The sequence below is a fragment of the Enterobacter sp. HK169 genome (assembly GCF_001719105.1).
GTDB lineage: Bacteria > Pseudomonadota > Gammaproteobacteria > Enterobacterales > Enterobacteriaceae > Enterobacter > Enterobacter asburiae_B.
The window spans coordinates 1,851,513-1,877,898 of record NZ_CP017087.1; the positions used below are offsets into that span (position 1 = coordinate 1,851,513).

General features: G+C 47.7%; 18 protein-coding genes and 1 pseudogene. 12 read left to right on the forward strand and 7 right to left on the reverse strand.

The window, feature by feature from the left end; all coding sequences use genetic code 11:
* Nucleotides 1–29 precede the first annotated feature (29 nt).
* Entirely contained in the window at nucleotides 30–1,271 is a 1,242-nt protein-coding gene (locus EnteroDNA1_RS08760) for an integrase domain-containing protein (protein ID WP_069303194.1), read from the forward strand.
* 138 nt (nucleotides 1,272–1,409) lie between these two features.
* Nucleotides 1,410–5,039, forward strand: coding sequence for a DEAD/DEAH box helicase (locus EnteroDNA1_RS08765; protein WP_069303195.1), 3,630 nt, complete (start codon nucleotides 1,410–1,412; stop codon nucleotides 5,037–5,039).
* A 574-nt stretch (nucleotides 5,040–5,613) separates the two neighbouring features.
* Here the strand turns inward: EnteroDNA1_RS08765 and EnteroDNA1_RS08775 are convergent.
* Entirely contained in the window at nucleotides 5,614–6,399 is a 786-nt protein-coding gene (locus EnteroDNA1_RS08775; RefSeq protein WP_020688229.1) for an IclR family transcriptional regulator, read from the reverse strand.
* 150 nt (nucleotides 6,400–6,549) lie between these two features.
* Between EnteroDNA1_RS08775 and EnteroDNA1_RS08780 the strand changes: the two genes are divergently transcribed.
* Together EnteroDNA1_RS08780 and EnteroDNA1_RS08785 are read left to right on the forward strand one after the other, a co-directional pair.
* Nucleotides 6,550–8,133: an MFS transporter gene (locus EnteroDNA1_RS08780; protein WP_047058017.1), complete on the forward strand. Its 1,584-nt coding sequence runs from the start codon at nucleotides 6,550–6,552 to the stop codon at nucleotides 8,131–8,133.
* 18 nt (nucleotides 8,134–8,151) lie between these two features.
* Nucleotides 8,152–9,180 (forward strand): HlyD family secretion protein, encoded by a 1,029-nt coding sequence (locus EnteroDNA1_RS08785; protein WP_020688231.1) that lies wholly within the window; start codon nucleotides 8,152–8,154, stop codon nucleotides 9,178–9,180.
* A gap of 253 nt (nucleotides 9,181–9,433) precedes the next feature.
* Here the strand turns inward: EnteroDNA1_RS08785 and pdxR are convergent, their stop codons facing one another.
* Nucleotides 9,434–10,813: a MocR-like pyridoxine biosynthesis transcription factor PdxR gene (gene pdxR / locus EnteroDNA1_RS08790; protein WP_047058016.1), complete on the reverse strand. Its 1,380-nt coding sequence runs from the start codon at nucleotides 10,811–10,813 to the stop codon at nucleotides 9,434–9,436.
* Nucleotides 10,814–10,922: 109 nt separating this feature from the next.
* Here pdxR and EnteroDNA1_RS08795 point away from each other — a divergent pair, with 109 nt between their 5' ends.
* The 3 genes from EnteroDNA1_RS08795 to EnteroDNA1_RS08805 are packed head-to-tail and all read left to right on the forward strand — an operon-like array spanning nucleotide 10,923 to nucleotide 12,459.
* On the forward strand, nucleotides 10,923–11,348 hold the full coding sequence (locus EnteroDNA1_RS08795) for a GNAT family N-acetyltransferase (protein ID WP_069303196.1): 426 nt from the start codon (nucleotides 10,923–10,925) through the stop codon (nucleotides 11,346–11,348).
* A 7-nt stretch (nucleotides 11,349–11,355) separates the two neighbouring features.
* On the forward strand, nucleotides 11,356–11,964 hold the full coding sequence (locus tag EnteroDNA1_RS08800; protein WP_231926991.1) for an FMN-dependent NADH-azoreductase: 609 nt from the start codon (nucleotides 11,356–11,358) through the stop codon (nucleotides 11,962–11,964).
* 15 nt (nucleotides 11,965–11,979) lie between these two features.
* Nucleotides 11,980–12,459 (forward strand): carboxymuconolactone decarboxylase family protein, encoded by a 480-nt coding sequence (locus EnteroDNA1_RS08805; protein WP_005131815.1) that lies wholly within the window; start codon nucleotides 11,980–11,982, stop codon nucleotides 12,457–12,459.
* Nucleotides 12,460–12,704: 245 nt separating this feature from the next.
* Here the strand turns inward: EnteroDNA1_RS08805 and EnteroDNA1_RS08810 are convergent, their stop codons facing one another.
* Nucleotides 12,705–13,154, reverse strand: coding sequence for a carboxymuconolactone decarboxylase family protein (locus tag EnteroDNA1_RS08810; RefSeq protein ID WP_005131814.1), 450 nt, complete (start codon nucleotides 13,152–13,154; stop codon nucleotides 12,705–12,707).
* Between the two features lie 508 nt (nucleotides 13,155–13,662).
* Between EnteroDNA1_RS08810 and EnteroDNA1_RS22560 the strand changes: the two are divergent.
* Nucleotides 13,663–14,022: pseudogene (locus EnteroDNA1_RS22560) on the forward strand (integrase); the annotation flags it as partial.
* 240 nt (nucleotides 14,023–14,262) lie between these two features.
* Here EnteroDNA1_RS22560 and EnteroDNA1_RS08815 read toward each other — a convergent pair.
* From EnteroDNA1_RS08815 to EnteroDNA1_RS08830, 4 genes are all read right to left on the reverse strand, one after another.
* On the reverse strand, nucleotides 14,263–16,461 hold the full coding sequence (locus EnteroDNA1_RS08815; protein ID WP_069303198.1) for a DEAD/DEAH box helicase: 2,199 nt from the start codon (nucleotides 16,459–16,461) through the stop codon (nucleotides 14,263–14,265).
* Complete coding sequence (locus EnteroDNA1_RS08820) at nucleotides 16,458–17,774, reverse strand: ATP-binding protein (RefSeq protein WP_047058012.1); 1,317 nt, start codon at nucleotides 17,772–17,774, stop codon at nucleotides 16,458–16,460. The genes EnteroDNA1_RS08815 and EnteroDNA1_RS08820 overlap by 4 nt, the downstream gene beginning before the upstream one ends.
* 3 nt (nucleotides 17,775–17,777) lie before the next feature.
* The gene (locus EnteroDNA1_RS08825) at nucleotides 17,778–20,087 is read right to left on the reverse strand and encodes a tellurite resistance TerB family protein (protein ID WP_047058028.1); all 2,310 of its coding nucleotides are present in this window, start codon (nucleotides 20,085–20,087) and stop codon (nucleotides 17,778–17,780) included.
* Nucleotides 20,088–21,012: 925 nt separating this feature from the next.
* Nucleotides 21,013–21,774, reverse strand: coding sequence for a hypothetical protein (locus EnteroDNA1_RS08830; RefSeq protein ID WP_047058027.1), 762 nt, complete (start codon nucleotides 21,772–21,774; stop codon nucleotides 21,013–21,015).
* Nucleotides 21,775–22,051: 277 nt separating this feature from the next.
* Here EnteroDNA1_RS08830 and EnteroDNA1_RS08835 point away from each other — a divergent pair, with 277 nt between their 5' ends.
* From EnteroDNA1_RS08835 to EnteroDNA1_RS08850, 4 genes are all read left to right on the forward strand, one after another.
* Entirely contained in the window at nucleotides 22,052–22,261 is a 210-nt protein-coding gene (locus EnteroDNA1_RS08835) for a helix-turn-helix transcriptional regulator (protein WP_032755279.1), read from the forward strand.
* A gap of 227 nt (nucleotides 22,262–22,488) precedes the next feature.
* Complete coding sequence (locus EnteroDNA1_RS08840; protein WP_069303199.1) at nucleotides 22,489–24,099, forward strand: YfjI family protein; 1,611 nt, start codon at nucleotides 22,489–22,491, stop codon at nucleotides 24,097–24,099.
* 302 nt (nucleotides 24,100–24,401) lie between these two features.
* Nucleotides 24,402–25,622, forward strand: a complete 1,221-nt coding sequence (locus EnteroDNA1_RS08845) for a hypothetical protein (protein WP_224232852.1) — start codon at nucleotides 24,402–24,404, stop codon at nucleotides 25,620–25,622.
* Between the two features lie 277 nt (nucleotides 25,623–25,899).
* Entirely contained in the window at nucleotides 25,900–26,364 is a 465-nt protein-coding gene (locus tag EnteroDNA1_RS08850) for a hypothetical protein (protein ID WP_004114621.1), read from the forward strand.
* Nucleotides 26,365–26,386: the final 22 nt, after the last annotated feature.

The following is a 26,386-nucleotide window of genomic DNA, read 5'->3' on the forward strand; positions in this document are numbered from 1 at the left end:
GAGGTGCCTAAAACTATGGAAATCTGGCAATGGCAAGACAAACCAAACCTCTCTCCGTTAAGGAAATCGAATCTGCCAAACCCAAGGAAGCGGACTATGTGCTCTATGATGGCGATGGCCTTGAGCTACTGATCAAATCCAGCGGGAGTAAAATCTGGCAATTTCGCTACATTCGCCCCGTGACCAAGAAGCGAGCGAAAAAGAGCATTGGCCCCTACCCGTCAGTTACGCTTGCCGATGCTCGAAGCTATCGGGCAGAATCCCGTTCTCTCCTTGTGAAACAAATCGATCCCCAGGAACATCAGCAAGAACAACTGCGTAGTTTGCTTGAAGCCAAAACTAATACTTTCCAGCTAGTGGCAGAACGTTGGTGGAATGTGAAGAAAGCCAGTGTTACCGAGGACTATGCAGAGGACATATGGCGCTCTCTTGAAAGAGATGTATTTCCAGCGATTGGTGACGTCAGCGTTACAGATATCAAAGCTCATATGCTGGTTCAGGCCGTGCAACCGGTACAGGCCAGAGGTGCACTGGAAACTGTTCGTCGCCTTTGCCAACGCATCAATGAGGTCATGATCTATGCCCAAAACACGGGCCTGATTGATGCTGTTCCCAGTGTCAATATTGGCAAGGCATTCGAGAAGCCGCAGAAGAAAAACATGCCCAGTATTCGTCCGGATCAGATGCCTCAGTTAATGCAGACGATGCGAACGGCCAGCATTAGCCTTTCCACACGCTGCCTGTTCATGTGGCAACTTCTTACCATAACCCGCCCTGCCGAAGCGGCTGAGGCTCGTTGGGAAGAGATAGACACGGAGGCACGAGAATGGAAGATTCCTGCATCACGCATGAAAATGAACCGCGACCACACTGTTCCATTGTCAGATGAAGCAATCGCGATACTGGAGATGATGAAGCCGTTAAGTGGTAATCGAGAATTTATCTTTCCCAGTCGCATTAAGCCTACCCAGCCGATGAACAGCCAGACAGTGAATGCTGCACTCAAGCGTGCTGGCTTAGGAGGCATACTCGTATCACATGGTTTACGTTCTATCGCTAGTACGGCACTCAATGAGGAAGGATTTCTGCCTGATGTCATTGAAGCAGCACTGGCTCATGTTGACAAAAATGAGGTACGTCGCGCTTATAACCGCAGTGATTACCTTGAGCAACGGCGACCGATGATGCAATGGTGGGCTGATTTTGTTATGGCTGCTGATCGCGGAAGTATGATTGTGGGAGGTATGAGGGGAGAGCGTTTAACGGGATGACGGATAATTAATGACAGTTCCCACTTTAGTAGTGGGCCAGATGAGAATTTATATTTCAAGCGAAAGCTAATAGTTTTAGAAATCAAGCTAATTAGCATAATATCTCTTAATTGAAGGGATATGGAGCCGCAGAAATAAATGAAGACACGGCAGTATGCTCAAAAATCAATCTTCGATCTGGAAGCAATCTTCGAGCAGTCCAGCAACAATGCTAGCGAACTTGAACAGTTGTTGAGCGAGCTGACCTTTCGCAACACTGCCAGGGCGCGGACGCTGACGGCTAAAATCGAGCAATCTCTATTTGCACTTAGCGGCCACAGCGTGGTCGCCATATCGGCTTCCAGCCCATCAACACACCATCCCGATTCGGTGTCCATTCAATCTTCTCGAGTTGTGCCTCACAATTCGCCTGCTGCGGAAGAGCAACTTCAACTGAAGGCCATCCCAGACTCTGCCATACGAGAGCAATTCGACAAAGACCAAATCGACCTTGGTCCGATCCCGTCTTTTTCTCCATCAGGTAAGGCGAATGATGCGCGAGCAATACTGGCAGCATGGACAGCCCTCGAAGCACTGTCGCCTCAAGCTTATAAACGCCCAGAGGATATGGCAACCGGCGACCGCTCTAGGGTTGCTCTATTGGAGCGAGGTGTTCCATGGGGACCAAATGCCCGCAGCAAGCCCAGTTATAAGCTTTATTTCGAGGTCGTCCTCGGCTCCATCGCTCTCGACAAGGCGACGGACGAGCTGGTCAAGGTTTTTGGCGAGGATGAGGAGCGTTCACGCCCGGACGGTAAGAAAGCGGCCATCGGCTCGATCCTGATCGACAAAGAAGGCTTTGTGCTTGAGGACAAAGGCGTTGCCGTGTCCAGTTTTGCCTGGGCACTCAAGCCGGCTCTCGATCTGAAGCTTGGGAGTTTAGGGAATTGGCCGAATGTTGAGCCGCGCATTATCGAGCATCTGGTTCGAATGGTTCGCCACCATAACAAAGATGGAGAACCCATACCGATCGATCTGAATGTTGTTCATAACGCTTATAAATGGCTTGTATCGCAGTTCAGTGTACCCGAGCATTTGGTTGAGCCACCCACATTCGCGATTAAGGTGTTTCATCATTTCAAGGCTAAGGCGCCGCCTGAACCTTCGTTACTGAATTCCTTCTATCTTGAAGATCTCGGTGAAGCAACCAAATTGCTCGAGACGGGCAAAGCCGGAACCGGTTTGCGCCGCTACATGGGAATTGGAAGACCTGACCAGAAAATCGACGTGCTATCGCCCATTTCCGCAGTTGAGCCGTTCGTCGCACCGTCGCTCATGCCGCAGGCTCGTTGGCCTTCGAAAGGTGGCCATCCACTGGTGCTGCTTCAACAGGCTGCCGTGAATGCGGCGCGTGCTGAGCTGAATGATGCTCCAGGTATCATCGGCGTCAATGGGCCTCCGGGAACCGGAAAGACCACTCTTCTCCGGGATATCGTCGTTGGATGCATTCTCGATCGGGCCACGGCGATGTCCGGCTTCAACAAACCGCAGGATGCCTTTTCCACAACTGGCGAGAAGCTGGCATTCGGTTCCAATGCATTCCTGCACTTCTACAAGTTACATGCATCCTTGAAGGGCCATGAGATCGTCGTAGCCTCCTCCAATAACAAAGCAGTCGAAAACGTCAGTAAAGAGCTTCCTCTCAAGGTAGCCAATGGTCGCCATGAACAGATCGCCTACTTCCGGTCCATCAGCGACCTGATTGCGAATCCCAAACGCGCCGGCTATTTCGAAGCCGAGGCCGAGGGGGACATCCCCTCCGACACTGTCGAAACCTGGGGGTTGATCGCTGCAGCTCTCGGCAAGAGCAGCAACCGAGGCGCGTTTCAGCAAGGTTTCTGGTGGAATGAAGACGGTGGTTTCCTTACCTACCTGAAAGCAGCTCGCGGCATAAATGTCATGCGTGAGATCAAGGACGAGCGAACTGGCGAAACCATCGATCGCGTGATGCCCAGCGTGGTTGTCAATGAGCGGCCCAGCACCAACGAAGCGGATGCTGCTGCGGCCTGGCAGAAAGCGCGAACCGCCTTTCTTAAACTTAAGGAGACGGTAGACGCCGAAATCGCCAGCATCGAAGAGATGCGACGGGATATCCAGGCGCTCAAGGGAGCGATCACCGAACTTCAAAGAGCTGAACAGCGTCGACCGAGTCTGAATGAAGCCGTCGAAGAGGCACACAAGACTGCTGAATCCTGCCAACGAGAGCATGAGAAGGCAAAATCGCAGATCGAGCAGGACAAGATCATGCTCGACAGCCATCTTGCTTGCCATCCAGGTTTCTTCTCCCGTTTGTTTGCGACTGCAGCCTGGAAGTCGTGGAGATCGACACTGCAGAAGCTCTCGGCGACCTTGCAGCAATCAGTCATACGGGCGCAGGGGACGGACGGTGCCCTAGAGCTTGCAAGGGCTGAGTGGAGCAATACTGAGTCCCAGTTACAGCAACTCGACCAGGAAATTTCCAGCAAATGTCAGGCTGTCTCGAAATTGAAGGCAACCGAGGCACAGGCACGAAACCGTATGGGAGACAGGGTCGTTGATGAGAGGTTCTTCGAGCGCGAGCACGAGGCTATCCACCTCACTGCACCCTGGCTTCCCGATGAGGTTCATCGCCTGCGGGAGGATCTTTTCGCCGCTGCCCTGACTGTGCATAAAACGTTCATTGATGCTTCGGCCAGCCGCTTGCAACACAATCTTGGGTTATTGATGTCAGGCATGGTAGCTGGTGCCTTCCAGTCTTCCGCTCACCGTGAACTTCTCCCCGACCTTTGGTCAAGCCTTTTCGTGGTTGTGCCGACCGTGTCCACGACATTCGCCTCTGTTCGGACGATGTTCGGGGATCTGCCACCAGAGAGCATTGGTTGGCTTCTGGTAGATGAAGCGGGCCAAGCCGTTCCTCAGGCAGCAGTTGGAGCTATCATGCGGGCAAAGCGCTCCATCGTGGTAGGTGACCCGTTGCAAATCCCACCTGTAGTTTCACTTCCTGAAAAGCTGAACGCCGAAATCTGCAAGTTCTTTGACATTGACCAAGTCGAATGGTCTGCCCCCGCAGCATCTACGCAGACCCTTGCTGATCAGGCATCGCGCTTCAAATCCACCTTCGTCATGGACGTAGGTGATCGAGAAGTCGGGCTGCCATTGCTCGTTCACAGGCGTTGCCAGAACCCAATGTTTGATGTTTCTAACTCCATCGCCTATGCCGGGCAGATGGTCCATGCTGTCGGGCCTAAAAAACCCGGATCTATCGGCTCGGCTTTGGGGAGATCTCACTGGGTGGATATCAATGGCGATGCTGAGACGAAGTGGTGTCCCGACGAGGGCGAAGCGGTTGTGCGAATGCTCAAAGAGCTGGCAGCATCGGGCATTACAAATCCGGACGTATTTATCATCACACCATTCAAGATCGTAGAGCAGAACATGCGTCGGCGTCTCGACAGTGAAACTGATCTGCTGCGAACGTTCGGCGTAAAGCTGGATGAATGGTGCCGTGATCGTGTAGGCACAATCCACACGTTCCAGGGCCGAGAGGCGGACACGGTAATCCTGTTGCTGGGTGCGCCGAAAGCGAGTCAGCAAAGGGCACGTCAGTGGGCGGCAAGCCCACCAAACATAATCAATGTAGCCGTCTCACGCGCCAAGCAAAACCTGTATGTGGTCGGCTCGGCTGCTGCATGGGCAGGGGCGGGAACTAGCCTTCAGGTCCTGCATCGGCAATTGGCGAAATCAGCCTAACAATCTCCGAGGTGGCCCTCATTATTGAGGGCTCATCGCGACTCATTTTTGGCTAACTTCAGTAATGGGCTGGCCGCTATGTGTTAAAATCTGACATTGCTCACATAATAGTCAAGCAGTCACTTTTCACCGCCCATCCAAGCTTGATAATTCTTACCGCTCCCCTTATATCCACACTGAGGAATAACCTCGGACATGGCTAAGGAGTATGATTATGGGGCTTAAACCTGGTCCAAAACCAATCGCAAAATCAACAGGAAAACCCGATCAACGCAGACGTGATAATAAGGATACACCCGGCAATACCCCAGGACTGAAACCAAGCAAATCAACTGGGAAGTAATCGTTTAAGGGTATGGAGAATTCATCTATACCCTTATCTCATCAAATCAGTCTGCTTTAGCCCGTTTAGTGCCAAAAGCGGAAGTAGCTAACAGTGCTTAGTGTTGAACAACGGGAAGCTGGTCAACTCTTATTACTAACTGATCGTTGTATCTAATGCTGGGGGCAGGTCAGGCCGGATCGTGCAAGCGGCCTAACAAATTTCGTTGAGAACAATTATTGATGTTGTTAGTTATTCTCCTACCGAAATTATTCTTCCAATTTCATTAACTATTGCCTCCTTGCATTGCATGAGTTCTTGCCGATAAAAGGTTTCATGTTTATGGAAACGTGGCGCTGGAACTAATAATGAGATAGAAAAACGACCAAAAAGTGTGTCCAGCGCTACCGCTATAGTGCAGACACCCTCAAGAGTTTCCCCCAGATCTATAGCCAGCCCTTTGGCACGAACATCAGCGATCAGCTCCAGAAGCTGTGGAAGAGTTTTAACTGTCATTCCGGTGAGATCTTCATAGGCTTCGCCTACCAGTATGCGGACATCTTCATCACTTTCCATAGCCAGTAACACACGTCCGCCGGAAGTGCTGTAGAGCGGCAAATTAAGTCCAATACGAGGTACAACACGTAATTCCCGTGTTGCTACGACGTAGTGGATGATTGCCAGCTGTGTACCGCTGGCACGTGCCAGGGTCACTGTTTCATTAATATTGGCCGAAAGTTGCTCTAGGAAGGGACGTACAAGATCCACGACATCGCTGTGCACACTGGAAATAAGTTTGAGTAGTGCAGGTCCCAGACGCAGGCCACCGGCCCCGCTGCTACGCACAAGTTGAGCGCTATCTAAAGCCGCGACAATACGCTGCACCGTTGAACGAGGGAGAGCAACCTCCTGCGCAATTTCTCCCAGACTCATGCCGCCAGGGTGTTTTCCCAGCACATTCAAAATTGCAGCTGCGCGGGCGATAACCTGAATCCCGCCGGTTTTTTCATCCTCAAAGCTTGAAACATTTACGGCCATATAGAGCTCCTTATTGTCCGGTCACGGACAGCCTGTTACCTCAGTTCATGTATTAATTATCACATTGCAATGGACGCTATCGCAATGTAAGATGTCACATGTGTATCATAATGTGGTACATCGTATCGATATAATGCATGAGAACTTTGTATGAATGCACAGCGTTCTACTCCACCTTCGCCCCCCTTTACCTGGCGCCTTGCAATGGGATTTGTGGGGATACTCATCGCAGCCTTAACTTCCGGACTTAATGGTCGGGTTATAGATATAGCGCTTGCGGATGTGCGTGCCGGAATTGGCGTGACTTATGATCAAGCCAGTTGGTTCACCTCTGCCTACCAGGCCGCAGAAGTAGTGGCGATGATGATCGCACCATGGTTTGCTGTGACTTTTTCGCTGCGTAAATTCGTGCTTACTTGCGCTGGCGGTTTTATGGTTTGCGGCATACTTTTACCCTTGCTCCCGAATGCGCCGCTGTTTATTCTCTTGCGAACGATACAGGGCCTGTTTAGCGGTGCCCTACCTCCCTTACTCATGACTGTGGCGCTACGTTTTCTGCCACCATCGATAAAACTTTATGGACTTGGCGCTTATGCTCTGACTGCGACTTTTGGTCCAAATGTGGCCCCTTCACTGGCGGCATTCTGGACAGATGATGTGAGCTGGATGTTCATGTTCTGGCAAGTGGTCCCCGCCATTTTGATTTCGATGCTCTTTATTGGCTGGGGTTTGCCGCAGGACCCGATTCACCTCGACCGATTTAAACAGATCGACCTGTTCGGTATGATTACCGGCTGTTCTGGAATGGCGTTTTTGATAATCGCCATCACTCAGGGTGGACGTCTGGACTGGTTTGAATCGCCCTTATTTAATGGCCTGTTATCCAGCGCCTTCGTGTGCCTGACGATTTTCCTGATTAATGAATGGTTTCATCCCCTCCCTTTGTTCAAATTACAGATGCTGGAGAGAAGTAACTTTTCATATGGCCTGATGGCGCTCGCTGTAGTGTTGGTACTGGCACTGGCTGGCTCTGCTTTGCCGTCCAATTTCTTTGGTAAAGTAGAGGGCTTTCGAACAGTGCAGTTTGCCCCGCTGGCTTTGATAATTGGGCTCCCGCAGTTAATTATCACCCCGCTTGTTGCCGCATTGCTTAGTCTGCGCTGGGTTGATTGTCGCTGGCTGATAGCTTTCGGGATTGTTCTGATGATTTCTGCCAGCCTGATGGGTATGCAGATAACCAGCGATTGGTCACGCCAGAATTTCTGGGCAATACAGCTTCTGCAGGCGATTGGATTACCGTCAATTATTTTACCGTTGCTTATGAGCGCAACCAGCGTTGTGGCTCCCCCTGAAGGACATTATGCCTCTGCTATGTTCAATACCGTACGGGGTTTTTCAAGCATCGCAGCTGGCGTTTTAGTGGAATGGTTTATAAATGACAGAGAGCAATTTCATTCTAATGTTCTGGTCAATAACGTAGCCAACCGCCCATGGTTGATATCGACACCGGTCAGCGAGCAGGCCAGCAGCAGCATTCCTTTATTACACGACGGCAGCATCAGCAACACCGAGAACATCGCTGGATTTATCACCTTATTAAAACATCAGGCAATTGTTCTGAGTCTGGCCGATAGCTATCTGCTGATGACTGGCTTTGCCGTCCTTCTGTTATTACTCACTGTCTGGTTGCCAAAACGTGTCTGGCCGCCCCAGACACTTTTCAACCTGCAATGACAAAATAGAGGTGGTTAAATGAAATTTTCGGTATCGAGAAGAACGACTCTGCTCAGCGCATTATTAATCCTGATGATGACGATGATATTTTTCGTCTGGTCGACAATGCTGAACAATGATACCCGTACCAATGATGCCTATGTGAATGCGGATTACACACTGGTAGCACCAAAAGTATCGGGTTATATCAAAAATATCTATGTTGCGGATAACCAACGTGTTAAAGCAGGGCAAACACTGGCCACGCTGGATGACCGTGACTACAAAATAGCGCTTGAAATGGCGCAAGCTAATTTGCAGCTTAGTGATGCAAAACGCCTGAGCAGCCTTGCACAACTGGAGCAGCAACAATCCATTATTGCTCAGACAAAAGCGACCCTTTTAGCCAGTCAGGCATCGGCGCAGTATGCCAGTCAGAATGCTGAACGTTTTAATAAGCTTTATCAAAGAGGTACCGTCGCTGCGGACGATCAACAAAAAGCCCATTCAACACAGCGTTCTGCATCCGCAGTCGTTCGTCAGAACGAAGCTGCTCTGACCTCAGCAGAGAAACAGGTAGGCGTGTTGAGGGCTGCATTACGTCAGGCGGAAGCCGATGTTGCAGTCGCGCAGGCAAAAGTCAGTCAGGCGAGGCTTAACCTTTCTTATACGCATATTGTTGCACCAGTCGATGGGATGGTAGGCCAGCGTTCGGTGCGCCTCGGAGCGTACGTTAACGCAGGGACACGTCTGCTGGCCGTGGTTCCGCTACATCAAACTTACATCACTGCCAATTATCTTGAAACACAGTTGGCAAATGTTCAGCAGGGGCAGAAGGTCTTAATTAAAATTGATGCCATGCCTGGCAAAAAGTTTACTGGACATGTCGATAGTATCGCTCCTGCAACCGGCGCAACGTTTTCAGCCATCCAGCCAGACAATGCAACGGGTAACTTTACTAAAGTCGTCCAGCGTTTACCGGTGAAAATAGTGCTGGATGGTAATCAACCCGATGCAAAATTATTGCGCGTCGGGATGTCAGCCGTTCCTGAAATTAAAATCCGCTAATATTCCAGATATACTCAAAAAACGCTCTATTTTTTAATGTCTGGCTTAGAAACGGCGTTCCAGTTATCTATACATAATTTCCTGTTGGAAATAAAGGGCACTGACACCAAGCTAACTTCATGTTACAAAAACGCATGAGCGATCACGATCATATTTAGTCGGCCCTCATTTACAGAGAGTGATCGACTAAATTTTTTCAGTCCACAATACTGGTAAATAATAGGTTATTCTTCACGCCTGGCTATCAAAATACTTAATGCTGCATAAGTGCCAGTGTTTTTTCCTTAACACGCTGCAAAATTTTCTGCGCCTCCTCGGTTGAACGAATATTGGTGTATCCAATGACTAATCCATAACGTTTTCGTGTCTGCGCATACCAGCTCGAGAGTGGCCGGACGTAAAGCTCGTGCTGTGTCCATAATGCAGCTAATGCAGTATCTTCAATGCCACGTTGCAGGAAGGCAACAATATGCATACCGCCATCTGTAAGCTCAAATTCAAAAAAACCTGGAAAGGTCGTTTCAATTGCGTCAAGCATCATGCGACGCCGCTGCTGGTAGAGTAAACGCATCTTTTTTATATGCCGGTAGAAGTGCCCTTCACTAAGGAACTGTGCAAGGATTTTTTGCGGTAGTAATGGCAGACCCGTTTCAAGGATTTCACCCAGTTCACTGAAACGGGCTACCGTCTCCTGTGGCACTACCATATATCCGATACGCATAGCTGGCATTATCGTTTTACTAAATGTACCGGTATAAATAACCCGGTCATGCGTATCGAGGCTTTTCAACGCCGGGATTACTTTGCGTGTGTAGTGAAACTCTCCGTCGTAATCATCTTCAATTATCCAGCTATTGTTTTGCTGTGCCCAGGACAGTAACTGATGCTTACGCGGTAATGAAAGGCTAACTGCGAGCGGACTTTGATGAGTGGGTGTAACGATAGCGAAGCGTGCATCGTTGTGATAGCGCTGAAGATAATCAACATCCATGCCCTGTCTATCAACAGGTATATAGTGCAGTTTGGATGCCATTCGCTTCAATAATTGCTGACCATAAAAGTAGCCAGGATCTTCAAACAGCACTTTATCATCAGGTTGTGCAAGTACCGACAGAATAAACCGTAAATTGGCACGATAGCCGCTGGTAACGAAGATTTGCTCTGGTCGGCAATTCAGTCCTCTTGAAATAGTGAGATAACTTGCAATGGCCTCACGTAGTGGCTTAAAGCCCACTACCGGGGGCATGAGCATTTCTTCCGGACGCAGACTTCGCGCCGCTTTTCCCGATATCAACAGCCATTTTTTATGGGGGAATTCATCCAGTGCAGGAATGCCGAGTCGGAGATCACCCTTCCTTTCAGTAACCGGCGTGTCAAGTGAACGAGACGATACATAATTGTCTTCTCTGACCGTTGAGGTCAGCCGGAGCTCCGGATTTATATAGGTCCCCTTCGCCCCCAGACTTACGAAATAGCCTTCTCCAGTAAGAATTTCATACGCGGTTTCCACCGTTTTTCGCGCGACCTGCAACTCGCTCGCCAGCGAACGAATTGAGGGAACGCGCTCCCCCGGTTTCAAAAGGCCGTCCTGAATTTGCTGACGATAGCGGGCATAAATCTCTTTGTACCCCATCAAATGCACCTTTAAATGTCCTATCAATTAATTCGAATAATGACCCTTTTTAACAAGACATACAAGATTAAGATATGGCTATTAACTAAGCCACTCACTATGAGGCGTCATGAAGATTGTACATTACAACACCGTCATTGACCTTGCCCGTTGCTTTGCGCTGATGCAGGAGCTACGCAGCAAACTAACGAATGAGAAACAATTTATCGCCCAGGTACAGCGCCAGCAGGCGCAAGGCTATCGGCTTGCAGGACTGGAGCAGGATGGCAAAACAATGGCGCTGGCCGGTTATCGACTGCTCGAAAATTTCATTCACGGGCAATTCTGTTACGTCGACGATCTGGTAACAGTGAACGAGGCTCGCGGTCAGGGGATGGGTGCAACGCTGTTGAATCACTTAGCGGTCATCGCACGTGAATACGGTTGTGGTCAGATGGTCCTTGATACCGCCATTAGTAATTCAGGAGCCCAGGCATTTTATCAGCGTGTCGGATATACCGCCCTCGGCCTGCATTATTATCGCGATCTCACTTGAGGAAAAAATGATGAAACTGCTTCACATTAAAGTCAGCCCGGATTTATCAGGATCGACATCCCGTGTGGCGTCTGAGCGCCTGGTAGAAAAATTACGCGCGCATCATGCCGGGCTTCAAGAATCAGTGCTGGACCTGGCTAAAAGGCCGCTACCACATCTTGATGCATTTACCATTGCTGGTTTTTTTACCCCACCAGACCTACGCAGTGAAGCTCAGCTCACCGCTATTCAGACTTCGGAACAACTGGTAGATCAGCTTTTAGATTGTGACACGCTGGTTATCTCATCACCGATGTGGAACCTCGGCCTGCCTTCTGTGTTAAAGGCCTGGTTCGATCATATAACCCGCGCCGGACGAACTTTCGCCTTTACGCCAGAGGGCAAAAAAATAGGGCTCGTCAGCGGCAAAAAGGTGTATTGCGTTGTCGCCAGCGGCAGCGTATTTGCACACGGTCCATTTGTAGCGGATGACCAGTTTACGCCATACATTCGCGTAGCGCTTGAATATATTGGCATTACCGACGTGCAATTTATTCGGCTAGACGGTACGCATGATCCCGTCGCTCGTACTACAGCGTTACCTCATGCACTGCAAACCATTGATCGTTTATTTTAAAAAGAGGATTACAATATGTCGTCACGTGTGAATCATTTTAAAACCATTCCCGCACTGGCTAAAACACTAGCCGATGCCTCTATGGCATTAGGAAAAGTCTCGCTGGATAAAAAACTTAAGCACTTAGTGGATATCCGTGCCTCACAGATGAATCATTGTGCGTTTTGTCTGGATATGCACGTTAAAGAAGCAAAAATGCATGGGGAGCGTGAACTGCGTCTTTATCACGTTGCAATCTGGCGGGAATCGCCACTGTTCAGCGCCAAAGAGAAAGCTGCTCTGGCACTGACTGAAGCGTTGACACGCATTGGTGATAATGGTGTAAGCGAAGCGCTTTACAGCGAATTACGCGAACATTTCTCTGAAGTGGAAGTATCAGAGTTAACTTTCACCATTGCTGTAATCAACGCCTGGAATCGTCTCCAGATTTTATCACAGATGTCACCAGGATCGATGGATAGCGCTTACGGTCTGGATCGTGCTGAATTACATTAATAAATGTCCGCCAACAACACTTCTTGTTGGCGGCTTTATTTTTTATTATTAGCTTACATATGTTGTAATAATCACCCACAAATAGTATTCATAGTGTATTTTTAACCTAATATTATACATGCTTAAAAGAATATTAAGATCGATTATATTCATCGCTAGCTGTTAAAAAAGTAAAAACCGCCTTGCGGCGGTTTTTACTTTGGAGGAAATGAGTAACCAATCGCGAGAAGAAAACGAATGGTAATTTATGCCTTGGCCAGCGGCTTCATTCGAAAGCTGACGCCCATACGATTAAGTGCATTCATTGTTGCAATAACGATGGTCAGATCGACCAAATCTTTTTCACCAAATACTGAAAGCGCTGCAGAATACGCTTCATCCGAGGCATGTGTCTCACTTACTCGGGTAACTTCTTCAGCCCATGCCAGTGCCGCTTGCTCCAGATCCGAGAATAAATATGTAGCTTCCTCCCATACGGGAATCAGAACTATTTTCTCTACTGACATGCCACACTTCATAAGATCGCGGGTGTGAATATCAATACAATGCGCGCAGCCATTAATCTGAGATACTCTTAAAAAAACCAAATGTATTAACTCTTCCGGGAGATTTGTTCCTGTTGTGGCAAAATGATGCAGCGTTCCCAGTGCTTTTGAACCTTCTGCAGATACCTGGAACCAATTTGGACGTTTCATGTGTTTTCCTTTAGAAAGTGATAGTTGATTGATTTATCTACGGAAATATACCTAACCTTCTTCAGAAGGGTTACTGATGGATACTTCAGTGTTAAGTCATCATAATCAAAATTGACATGTAAAAAAGACACAAAGGAGAGCAAAACGGATAGGACATGATAAAAATGAAATGCCATGAAATTAGTATGGGTTTAACTTTGATTCAACAATGATGATTGTTTGAATGGCCAGTTTTAGTCTTTATGCAGAAATGGCACCTGAGAATGTGACTTGGTGAAGGCCTTCATCATAATGATAAAAAAGGTGCAGGATACATTGTCGGAACACTCTTTCTTCTGGCTGAACTGACGATTACCAGCAGGCTAAAGCCTAGCTATCCCAAACGACAATCGACGTTCCCCGGGAAGAAATGTTTAATTCATATGTAATGTAATTCGTTCTGTACGTCCACCTCTCGCTCATAAGGGACAATCATACTCGAATCTCCCATATTACAGTAGATTTGAGTATGAACACTTCATCGTGGAACATAGGCAGTATCGTAGGCCAAAAAAGACCAGTTCAGATATCTCATATCTGGAGGGTCCGAATCCGGCTTGAATTGGAAGGTAAAAGGCGCGATCTAGCTCTGTTCAATATGACCTTGGACAGTAAGCTTCGAGATTCTGATCTGGTCAAACGCAAAGTATCTGATGTGGCAGATGGTAGCTTGGTTTCAAGCAGAGCAACGGTATTGCAACAGAAAACCTGTAGTCCTGCGCAATTTGAGACCACCAAAGGAACAAGAGAAATAGTTGCTGCATTGATAAAGCTTGGCAATTTGCACAGTAAAGACTTCTTGTTCCGGTCTCGGGCCAGAACTAATCAGTAAATATCAACTCGAAAATACAACCGAATCTTTAATAGGTGGGTAGAAAAGCTTGGTTGACCTGCTCCCTGTTTATTAACACGCGTCAACAGATGTGGAATAAATTACGAACTTCCGCTGTTCGCTCAAAGCAGACCTTATGACCTCGATTTCTGGCAGATCCGAGCCAAGAGCAAAAATTGATATCATCAATCGGCCTAAAGCTTAAGGGGAACATCTCCCCCTTTTTATGTAACCAGTTTACTGAAGATGTTCTTTCAGCCAGGTACACGCGCCTTCAATGTCATACGCTTTTTCCCCAAATCCTTTCGCAAGCAGAAACTCTGGTAAATATTCATCATATTTATCTAAGTACTTTTCTGGAACATTTACAGCAAGATCAAACGCTGAGGGCAAGCCTGACAGCAGCAGGCCTTTAAGGGCCTGTTGAACAGAAGTGATACTTGAGCCGTCAATTTCTATAACTCCAGCCAATGAATTAGCTTTAAAGCCACAACGTATGAGCAAGGCTGTAATCGTATTGACAACCTTATCTCCCATCCATGGGAGGATGTAACAGTATTGGCCGCTCGTAAGAAAATACTCATTTTGCAGGTTATAACTCTGGAAGTTACGACTGCCTTCCGCAAATAGGCTTCTGGCGGCAGAATCGGCATAATCTACTCTCTTGCTACCAATTGCTATGCGGTAATCACCTTCCCTATAGATAGCGAGCATTTCCTGACGAACGGCATCATGAACAGACATTCCCCCCCCACTAAATTGTGGTGGCTGACCGCCTTTGGTCGCCTCTACATAGATAACTTTTTTCTCTGTCTCGATCTCTGTCACTCTCCAGCGCCGCCCACCGAAGATGATGTGTTGATCTGGTAGCAGTGGGGAGTCCACAGGCACTGTTCCAAGGGTTCTGTTTCCGGTGACAATGCGGAACTCTTCTGGTGTGTTGAACACGGCATAAAACGTATAATGGTTAGTCAGTTTCTCTCCCTCAGCCCCAACAACCATTTCTCCACTAGCGAGTTGAGTGAGCAGGCCACATGCCCCCATATGTTTAAGCAGGCTTTTGAAATCGCCTATATCCACATTACGGAATGGGCCTGTTTGACATAGCTGTGACCAGAGTTGATCGGCACGAACTCCGCCCCATTGCGCGGTAATAGCAAGAATCTGGTGTAGCAGCGTGGAGTAATGCATCTGCTGGGAATCGGCAGGCTCAAACCATTGTTTAGAGATCATCAATCTGATCATTGCCATCGACTGGACCAAATGCAGCCGTAGGTGGTCAACGATACTGCTAGTCACAGTGAGCTCATTTTCTGTAATTAGCATTCTTAGAACTGATGGGGAGTCGCGTCGCCCAGAACGTCCCATACGCTGACGCAGACTGGAAACAGAATGCGGAGGTGTAACTTGTATGACCGACTGCACCTTACCAATATCAATACCCAGCTCTAGCGTCATTGTACAAACAGCGGTTGTGGGCAAATTCCCTTTCTGCAGTCGGGCTTCAAGCGTCTCACGTAACTCCCTGGCCAGGGAACCATGATGAGGAAAGAATTCGTTAGGAACGACATTTGCCTCACACATGTCGCTCAGTGTTGCCGCTATGCTTTCAGTACGCTTTCGACTGTTAGCAAAGACCAAGTGGGAATTGCCACGGCAGAGCCTGAAAATATCCGCGCAGACGAGCTGTTCGGCAGAGCTCTGGAGCTCTTCTCCTTTTTCGGGCACCCGCTCAAGATAACCTTTAACCTGAACCTGTAGTGTGGCTGTGCTATTACTGTCTGTTACCGTTTCACAAGGTAATCTCTTATCCGGGCGCAATAGTTCTGGCACTTTTTCCAGCTCTCCCAGCGTGGCACTCAACGCGATACGGGGAACTGGATTTAACTGGCGTCCTAGCACATGGTCAATTCTATTAAGCAGAGAAAGCAGCTGTACACCACGCTCTGAGCCAATGAAAGCATGAAACTCATCAATAACGATGTATGCGACTGACGAAAACGCCTGTTTGAGCCAGCCCATTGAATTTATGAGCAAAGACTCAAGTGACTCAGGTGTAATCAGTAAAATGCCAGCAGGGTTTGTCCGAGCCTTCTTCTTTTTGCTTTGTGGTACATCCCCGTGCCAAGGAGTCACTGGCATTTCCAATGCATCTCCAAGGCTCTCAAGACGACGGTACTGATCGTTAATCAATGCCTTCAACGGACTGATATAGACGATGCCAAATCCATTAGTGAGATCTGCAACTGCCGAACAGGCAGGAAGAAAGAAAGCCTCTGTTTTACCCGCTGCTGTGCCTGCACTGATTAGCACGTCTCGATCACGGGCTAAAATTGCCGGGATAGAACTCTCCTGCAAGGGCCTTAATGTAGACCACCCCTGCTTGTAAACCCACTTGCGGACGCGGGGATCGAGACTATCATAGGCACTGCTCATAATTTGAAGTTAGCCAGTCCGTCGTCGTCATCGCTTTCCTCTATAATGGCGTCATCCATTTCGCTGGGCCTGTCCTCTTCAATCGCCACACCCTCGATTAGTGTTTGCCAGTTCATCGTTCTGTTTTGTTCCAGCACGGCCAGCATGTCCAGGAAACCTTTTATGGTATTACGGGGGGTACGGAAGTAAGCGTCTCCAATGGTTTTACTACAGTGATGCAGAAATCCAGTCAGTGCCTCATCTGGAACCAGATAATTCTCTGGATCTCCGCCTGCATAAACATGAAGAAGATTTCTCAGTAAAATATACAGTTCCTCAGGGGTGAGGCTGGCAAGATGCAAAGTGGGAGACGAGTAGTCAATCACTCCTGCTTTTTGCGCGAACCGATTTTCCGCCAGACGTGATTGGAGCGCCTCATAGCTGTAAAGACCTTTGCGAGGATCGAAAAGGAACTCTGGCGTCCCCCCGAGGATAAAACCAATATTCTCGGCTGAGCCTTGCAGGCAGTCATTCAGGATCCGCAAAATCTGTTCGTAGTTCGCTGTTCTTGCTTGCGTATTATTCAGTTTAAAGAGGTTCACCATTTCGTCGAGGCTGACCAAAAGACCGGCATAGCCTGCCTGGCGGACAAAAAGGCTCATCAGCTTCAAAGAGTCATAGAATGAAGCGTCTGAGATAATAGTCCGAACGTCGAGATCGTTACGGGCATCAGTTTTAGTGGTGTACTCTCCCCGCAACCAGCGAATAGCATTGGATTTTAGTGTTTCGTTATCCTGCTCATGCCCGCGCCAGAATGCATCAATGACCTTCGCAAAGTCATATCCGCCGACCATATCTGATAGTGCTGCCAGGCGTTTATGAATAACTGATGAAACCTCGGAGCCGTTCGTGTCAGCTTCCTTCCTTGCCTCCGTAACGAATCTTTCAACAACGCTAAGTAACGCATTACCATCCGGCTTGTTTCTGGTGGACATGTTTTTCATAAGCTCAGAATAGAGATTACGAGCCTGACCTCCCGATGAGTGAATGCGCCTGTCAGGAGAAAGGTCTGCACTGATTGACACCAGCTTCTTCTCTAGCGCAATAGAGCGCACAACACTCAGAAAGAACGTTTTACCAGAACCATATTCACCGATGATAAGTCTGAAGCTTGCACCACCGTCAGCAATCCTCTCAATATCCTGGTGGAGAGCGGTGATCTCATTCACGCGGCCAACCTGGATATGCTGAATGCCTATCCTTGGCGTTACACCTGACTTAAGTGACTGAATAATAGCGTCGCGTTCTTTCACTCTTATACGTGTTACAGACATTCACTATCCCTCTAATTCTTTGGCAATTTCCAGGTCAACCCAGATATCATCATCGGCATCGTCCAGTACCGGAGCATCAACCTCCGCATAGGACCAGTCATTAATCACCTCAAGCGCACCGCCGAGCATCAAATTCAAATTTCCGCACAATTCTGTCGCCTCTTTCCGGGACCACTGTTCTTTCTCCAGCAAACTGCGATAAAGCTGGCTATGTGCGGAGTCTAGCCCCCCCGCCTCCGTTAATGAGGCTGGAGCGCTTTCTGGCTCTTCCGGTTCTTCTTCGGTGAAAATTGTGTTCAGCAATTTACGAACATCATCCGTGGCAGATTCGTGGCGGGCAAGTACATTAGCATCCAGTGTGAACCCTACTGCTGGCTGATCAGTTGGTATAGACGAGACGAGATCATGTTCAGTTGCGGAATGCTGATGGATATTGCTCGAGACAGATGAGGGATCCAGCCCCAAACTTGAATAAATCTTCTCAAGCTGTTTGATTTCGGCAGGCGCTATTGTCCTATCCGAACAGGCAACACTAACGATAACTTTACCCACAGCAGCTTTTTCCGCGGCCCCCATCAACTCAATCCTGCTTTTCATTCCTGTCATATTGGCTGGGGTATGAAGTTGCCACGTTAAATACGCATGTAGAGAGCGTTTTTCATCATCGGTGAAGCCAGTATTGTTGTTGATGGCATTCTCAAGCACTTTCTGTTCAGCTTGATCAAGAGAATCGTCAATCAAGGCGACCATCGCCCCTAATCTGAGCGTCATTACTGCTGAGATAAATTCAGAAGAAGGTGAGAAGCGTCCACCTTCGGCGGCAGGGAATAGAACAAGTGTCCCATCAACATCCGCCTTCACATGGTGATAATACGGGTCAGGTGCCAGACCGTAACCCATCTTCAGAGCAAAGGCCTGCATCAAATCGGCCTCTTTTTTATTGATCTTATTGGGGCAACTGGCATTCATATGTGCCCAAAAGTCAGCAACTGAGACTAACCCCTCCTTGACGAGGATCGCCTCATCAGCCCAGCGTTTGAATGAGCTTAATATTTTTTCTGCGCTTTCATTAACGATCTCTGAAGGGAGCAACATAATTGCAGCCGTATCATTGACTGACTTACCTTTCCTACCAAGGTAGCGACTATAAGCATCAAGTTCATCCGTACATATTTCGGCAAGAGCCATAATTTTCTGGACAGGGCTCTTCAACGCACTTGGATCAGGCAGGTCGGGAACAGGGAGTCGAACACCTCGCAAACTAGGACTTGCTGGTGTGTAATCTAACCTTAGGCGCGTTTTATTCGCCTTAACGACCATTCCTTCACCATATTTGAGGGTGTAACGCCGTTTGAAAAGCGCAGCAAACTCTTTAGCACAGCGGCGAGCCGGGGTACGCAGCGAATACTCGGTGTGGTTTATTACCCAGTTCAACGCCAGTTCAGCTGATACAGGAACTCCTTCATGTACAGTTTTTGCCAGAGCCAGCTTAAATTGCATGCTGTTGCTGAAACCTGAATTGCTATCGAGCTCAGTGGCTAAGCCCATGTTCGGGCGCAGAATAGACATGGCTTCGAGTAACTGGGCCGAATATCCACGGAATGAGCGGTTCTCAATGAATACGGCTCTTAACCGAGCGACTTCTTTGAACAGATTACGGAACTCAGCATCAGGGAATTTTGGGTCAATGGAATCTATGAGCGCTTTTCTTTCCAGGCCGTAGAGGTAGATAAAAACATAGCCGATAGGACACGATGGATCAGACCTATCGCTGGCGAGCCAACTGACATACGCACCGCGTGCTTCTGGGGAAAGAGAGGAAAACCTGGGCCAGTATCCTAATGAACTGTCCTCGTAAAGATAAGAAGTAGGTTTTATCTTACATGTGTCATCAATTAATGATGCCTCATTTCCATCGTCATAATAGCCGCCTGATTCCTGACCGGAGGGCTTCATACGTTGCCCCAAGTATATGTGGCCACCGCTAATTGCTACACCAGCTACAGTTATCATCTCACCCGGAAGTACCCATTGAGCTAGTGCACCTGCTGACTTTGAGGTGTTCCGGTAATGATTGGTTGTCACCCGAAGTTCAACACCCCGGCCACCGCTCAATGTAAAAGTTGCAAGGTTATCGTCTTCACTATCATCGTTTCGCACAACCGCCTCTTTTTTCTTGATGTCAGCGAGCCATTCTTTTGGCGGTGCCTTCACGGGGCTTGAAGCATAAGACTTTGGAGATTTACGTTTTTTCTTTCTAAAAAACAACAAGTAAATTACTAAAATCGCCGCCAAAAACCTCAATAACTCCATGATATATAACCTTAAAATCATTCTCCATTCACATTTGAAATGTGGTAGGGAATTCATGGCAAGTGGATTAATCTCAAAATAATACGTCTAAATCGCTAGGGTTAAAAGCAAATCGCAATTAAAATTAACCAATTGATTTAAATGACAAAAATCATTGAATGATTTACTTAACCAGAAGTGAATTTTTAAGGAGTAAAAAGCCTGCTGGGCCATTCGCCTAAGAATGATGTTGTACTAATGCTAGGTTAACATACGAGCAAATATACTTCGGATGCAGAACTGACCGCTGTATGATGACATTTACCTAGTCGTTGAGAATTTCGGTAACTATTGGAAAGCCGTTAGAGACTGTACATTCTCGGATTTTAAGAGTAGCTGGTTTAGTTTTGTGTAATAGCTGCGTCAAGTCAAACCTGATCTATGAGCAGATATAGCGAGGGGCCCCACGCTGATTTTTATCAACTAATTAAGCTATGAGCTGAGTTGTGCCGAAGTTAAGATATCCTCATCACCTACGTTGATGAGCTGAAGAGCATCTCTGACGCCATTAATGCAGTTTATCCGGAGAGCGGATTAAGTTCTGTATCATTCACATGGTGCGTAATAGCCTGCGGCTCGTATCTTAGAAGGACTACAAAGCATTAACCCATGATCTGGGGTACCAGCGGCAGAGGCGGTTTTACACGACGAATACCATTGCCAGATTGGACAGTGTGATCCGGCATACCATTAAAAAGTGCAAGGTACTCCCGACAGATTACTCATTAAAAAGTTGTATCGCTATCAACCCTGTCAGTATCGCTAAAAAGATGATGATGTTCAGGGGAGCTCGTATCGTCTTATTATCAGCTCTATGCTCTTCTGCACAGCCACATCTGAGAAAAGGCAGTCACATTGAATCACGTAGCGCTCTCAAGGTACCGGACTATCGATTTTGCGACACCCCGATACGTTTTTGTACTGCCTTCGCGAACGCCGCCTTCACTCTTTTGTCTTTGACTGACCATTCAGCCAACAACTTGCTCTGGCTTGCCTCCACCATTGCCGCGTCCCGTGAGTCGTTTTTATCCTGTGCGGAAGGCCATCCATGCTCCTCAATATAGGGCCTTAACGCTTTAATAATTGCGTTGATGGCATCGGTTTTAGTTTCCCAGCCCTCAGGTTGCGCTTCCAGGTGTTTTATCACTTCGTCTTTAACGCCATCAAAACGTGTCGCTTTGACCTTTCCGCCATAAGCAGAATTGAGTTTATGCCGTTCCTTGATTCTTTTACCTGCTGCGGATTCACTGCGTTTCAGACCGCGATCCAACAACGCGATAGCCCTCAGCATTAATTGCACCGCATGATCTGGATCAGATTCGAGAGCCGATGTTCCCTGCTCCCAGTATTGTTCAGCCTTAGACATATCGTTCCTGATCCCCTTTATCATCCATTCTGAAAGACTGAAAATTTTCAGATAACGCCGCCATTTTTTCTCTCCGTGCTCATCAGCAAGTCGCCGCGCTAAATCTTCATCCTTCGTTTGTCTCCCTGTTTGTAGCACGATAACAATTTCAGTATCTTTATTCAGCCATTGCCTGGCGATATGTTTCTGTCTGACCCCGAGATGAAAACGTAACGCTTTCCTCTTTTTACGAAATACGATGAGTAACTCATCAGGGGTAAAATCCCTGTCTAAATCAGCCATGAAGTCCCTCTTTTTGAATGACAATTTCTATACTCCAGTAAATTTCCTTGCCTGACACCTGGAACGACTCATTCTTGCCCTTAGCCAGACGCTTCCGACACCATTTTCGAAAAAAAAACATTCTGTCACCAACAAAAAATGGAAAAAAACCCTAAAAAAAACCCTATCTCGTTGTTATAAAATGCCTTTTTTGCTACAGCCACCAGGCGGGTGCCATTACCTGTTCCGGCACCATACAATTGCGTCCATATCGAAAGAACAGGGGGAATTAACAGATATGTCTGTACAAGGTATCAGGATACTGCGCATACGCGCCGTTGTTAACAAAACTGGCATCGCCCGCTCAACCATCTATGACTGGATTAACCCGAAGTCACCGCGTTACGACCCGACCTTCCCGAAACAGCGCAGGCTGGGTATGCAGTCCGTCGGCTGGCTTGAGTCAGAGCTAGATGCATGGCTGCTGGAACGCCAGCAGCCATCATAAGCGATGAGATAGTATTGGTAAAAATTAAAGGAGGATACGCAGGTTATATAACAACGTCTCTGATTTAAATATGCGCTCGCTGCGACATATTTTTGCCAGTTGCAAGGAAACAGAATGCGATTATTTATTGGGTAAGATTATTACTTTAAATAAATTTTGACGCTTGGCTATTTTATTATATTCACAACTAACCCGTTACTGAAAACAGTAACCAAGGAGAATATTACATGCAGAATTTACTGCCATACACTGTCATTCCGAAAATGCCGGAGCCTTATATTCCCGTACAAAACAGAACCCCGGAGGGTTACCCTGTCTTCGCGTTCCCGCCGGTGATGCGGGATGTCATTGATGCTCTTTATAACGAGACGGGTATCCCGGCGGAACTGATAGCGGGGGCCGTACTGGCAGCCGCTTCCCTCGCCTGTCAGGCTCATATTGAGGTGGTACCACCACACTCATCGGATCCGATGCACTGTGCACTGTATCTACTGACGCTGGCGGTCTCAGGAGAAGGTAAGACCAGTATCAGCAAAAAAGTGATGAAACCTTTTTACCGGTTCTCTGAGCAAATGAAGCAGCAGCACGACAGTCTGATGAAGACGCACCTGCGTGCTGACAATATCTGGAAAATACACCAGAAAGCACTGACCAGTAATCTGTACACTGCCATCAAAAACGGTTATGAGGGGATGGAAGAAGAACGGCTGTTAGATGAGCATGCAGAAACCCGGCAGCAGCCTCCAGCCCGTCTGGCGATGCTTTATGATGACACCACCGCAAAGGCGCTCCTGGAAGGTCTGAGCCGGTACTCTGAAGCCGGGGTGGTCTCAGATGAGGCAATTACCTTTTTTAAAGGGTATCTGAAAAACAACCTCGGTTTACTGAATAAAGCCTGGGACGGGGAGACCTATGAATACCACCGCCCGGGCGGCGAAGAGTACGATATCAATGCCTGTCTGACCCTGGCATTAATGGTTCAGCCTCCGGTCTTTGAAAATTACTGCCGCAACCACGGTGAACTCAGCAAGGGAAGTGGTTTTCTGTCACGGTTTCTTTACATCAATACCATCAGCACGCTGGGTCGTCGCCGCACCAATACAGGTCACGCTCAGTCTGATGAAGCATTAAATGTATTCCACCAGAAAATTAACCAGTTACTTGATAAGCAGAAGGTGCGTTTTTATAGTAACGACTCGCAGAAACAAACGCTCAGGTTATCTGATGATGCGACCGCTTACTGGGCAGAAAAACAGTCAGAGCTCAGCCGTAAAGCAGCCCCCGGACAACAGATGGAACATATCAGTGAAATTGCAGCCAAAGCGGGGGCGAATGCCCTCAGGGTTGCGGCCATCCTGACATATATGTATTCACCTGAGAGTTTATGTATTTCGCGGGGGGTAATCCAGGCCGCCTTCAACATTGTGGAATGGCATCTTGAAGAAGCGGAAAGGCTTTTTTTCCCTTCTTCTGAACGGAATGCATTTATGGAAGACGTTTACGAGATGTTCAGGTGGCTTAAGGAGAAATTTCTCGATGATAAGGGATATCCATTCAGGAAAAATGAGGTAAACCGGAACGGCCCGAATCGGTTGCGTGACGCCAGTAAATCACAATCTGTTCTGGAGCAGTTAATCGCACTGGGTCTGATTTGTTTTATTCGTCCGGGCCGTCATTCTGCGGTGTATATTGCCATGCCTTCCCAGGAAGATCGCCACTCATGGTGTATTCCACCGGCATTCCTGGAGAACGGACATAATCCGATTATTGCATCGCCAGAGAATGTTACTGGTAGGTATGGTTTTGAATACTTTGACTTTAACAGGCTGGAATATTAATCGGGACACCTCACTACAGAGACCCGAATGGCCAGAGCGTAAACCGGTTAAATGTCTTCGAAAAACAGCCACAGAGGCAAAAACCCCGCGCCAGTCGTGACTGGTCGCAATCCGCGCGGGGTTTTCTCAGAATACAGTGCTAAAAAACAGATAATGACGACTGGTGGAAAGCTCTGTGGATATGAACCATTAACAGCCATCAAAACATGTAATTTAACACAATGTGTTTTGCTAGTGTATTTCTTACTCATTTGAGACAAATACATTAACATTTAATTAATATTGATCAATAAATATATTTAATGACATATAAAAATAGCATCATTATTATTAACAATAAAAGCAAAGATATTACCACATTAAATAAGAGTTTAATTATGGCCGTATGTAAAAGAAATAACTGCATGGCACAGATCGGCCATTCACCCGCCGAACGGATATTACGGCTATGCCAGGCACATTATCAGGGCAGACAGTTAAATGCAGCCAGACGAACGGAAAGAGCAGCATTAATATGCCAGTATCCCGCCTGTGGTATCAGTATATCTGAAACCCGCAATCAGTTTTATTGTTGTAAGGAACATCGGGATAAAGCCCGGAGGTTAATCGATGACGATGCTATTATAAGACTGGTTAAGCACTCTTACTGGCTCAATGTGGAAGCTATGCTAAAAAATAATTCCCTTGGACTGGGGAGTATCACCGGTCCGACGGATATTGCAGACCTCATTCGGTTATATCAGCGCAAAGCTGACCACCAGAAAACGTATAATACGCTGAACGGGCACAGAGTTGCTGATACGCCAAAAAGGTTAATCCCCTGGCTGGATCTTGAGCTATGCCACATTTACCCTAACTCTAAGGGCGGTGCAAATATCGCCAGAAACATTATCATCGCACCTGCTGCTATAAACCGGATGATGAAGGATTTTATCCCCTGCTGTCAGTCAGGAGTGCTGAGTGGCATAAAAGCAATGGAAACACCTCAACCGGTTAAATCGACCTTACTGAAAGCGTTAACGGATAAATACGGTTCAGATGCTGTACAGGAAGCATTGTACGGAGTTAAGCATCTTGCCTTTGCTGATTTAAGTCTGTCACGCAGGCTATTTGACACTGATATTTACGCATTTCCTCCACTAACCCGTCTGTTAAAAGAGGAAGCCTTACGCCTGAATTTGATGTCACTATGGGAAACGCTGGTTTGTACCGAAGTCAGCATCTGGCTTAATGCCGGGCCTGCGAATGAATTATTTGCCGTTGCCGCGTTTCATGCGTTGCTGAACGGCGACGGCGACCGCCTGCTGGAGCAATGTTATCGTTTAGTTGATGAAATCAGGGTGAAGCACAAGCGGGGGTCTCAACAAATCTACGACGAATTTCAGCATATACTCAGCCAGTACATGGCAAAATATTTTCACATTGACACTAGCGACCACAGAGCCTGTAATCTCTTCTATAACCGCTTTTTTAGTGTTCCTCCTGTCACAGAGGACGGTGTCTGCGCCATACCGCCTCAGTGATGCATTTCCTCAGCCTGTGTTCAATAAAATCTCAGATATATATCACCCTTCTGAAGTGAAACCGGACCATCGATAAACTCGGGCGAGGTTTACGGTAAATATATTTACTGAACCACGATCAATTTTGTCGATCGGTTCGATCGAATTTCATCGTTATCCCCTTCTTTTTTGCAGCTATAAAATCCCAACGGGATGCTTATGACTGTCTGTCTTCTACTAAAAATCATGCAGATACCCTTTCCGGGTAGCGTTTTACGAAAACCAGAGGTGCACAAAAATGAACAGAAAAATGATTCACCCTTTACTACTGACCTGTGCGCTGGTACCGGCAGTGGCAATGGCCTTCGGTAATCAAACCACCTGGACCCGGGGCTGGGGCCAAGGAGTATCAGAGTTTGTTATCAATGGGGAAAGTCAATCGCAACTGTCTCTGACCTGTGAGGATTACGGCTCGCAACCGGCCACGGTCATATTCACTGACGCCAGCGGGCATCAGGTCAGTATGGATGAAGATAAAAGCCTTCAGGTCAGTATCGACGGTGGAGCCCCCATCGACATCAGCGAATCTGGCAGTCGAGTGGGCGGTAATAACCTGGCGCTGGCCTGGGCTCAGCTACGTAATGGCAAACAGGTCTCAGTAACCGGAGACGGTGTTAAGGATGCCACATTCACGCTGGCTGGGGCAGCAAAGGTATTGCCAGTATTCGGGACCCACGGCTGCGTGGGTAAAGATGCACTCTAGCCTGCATCTGAATTTAATACCT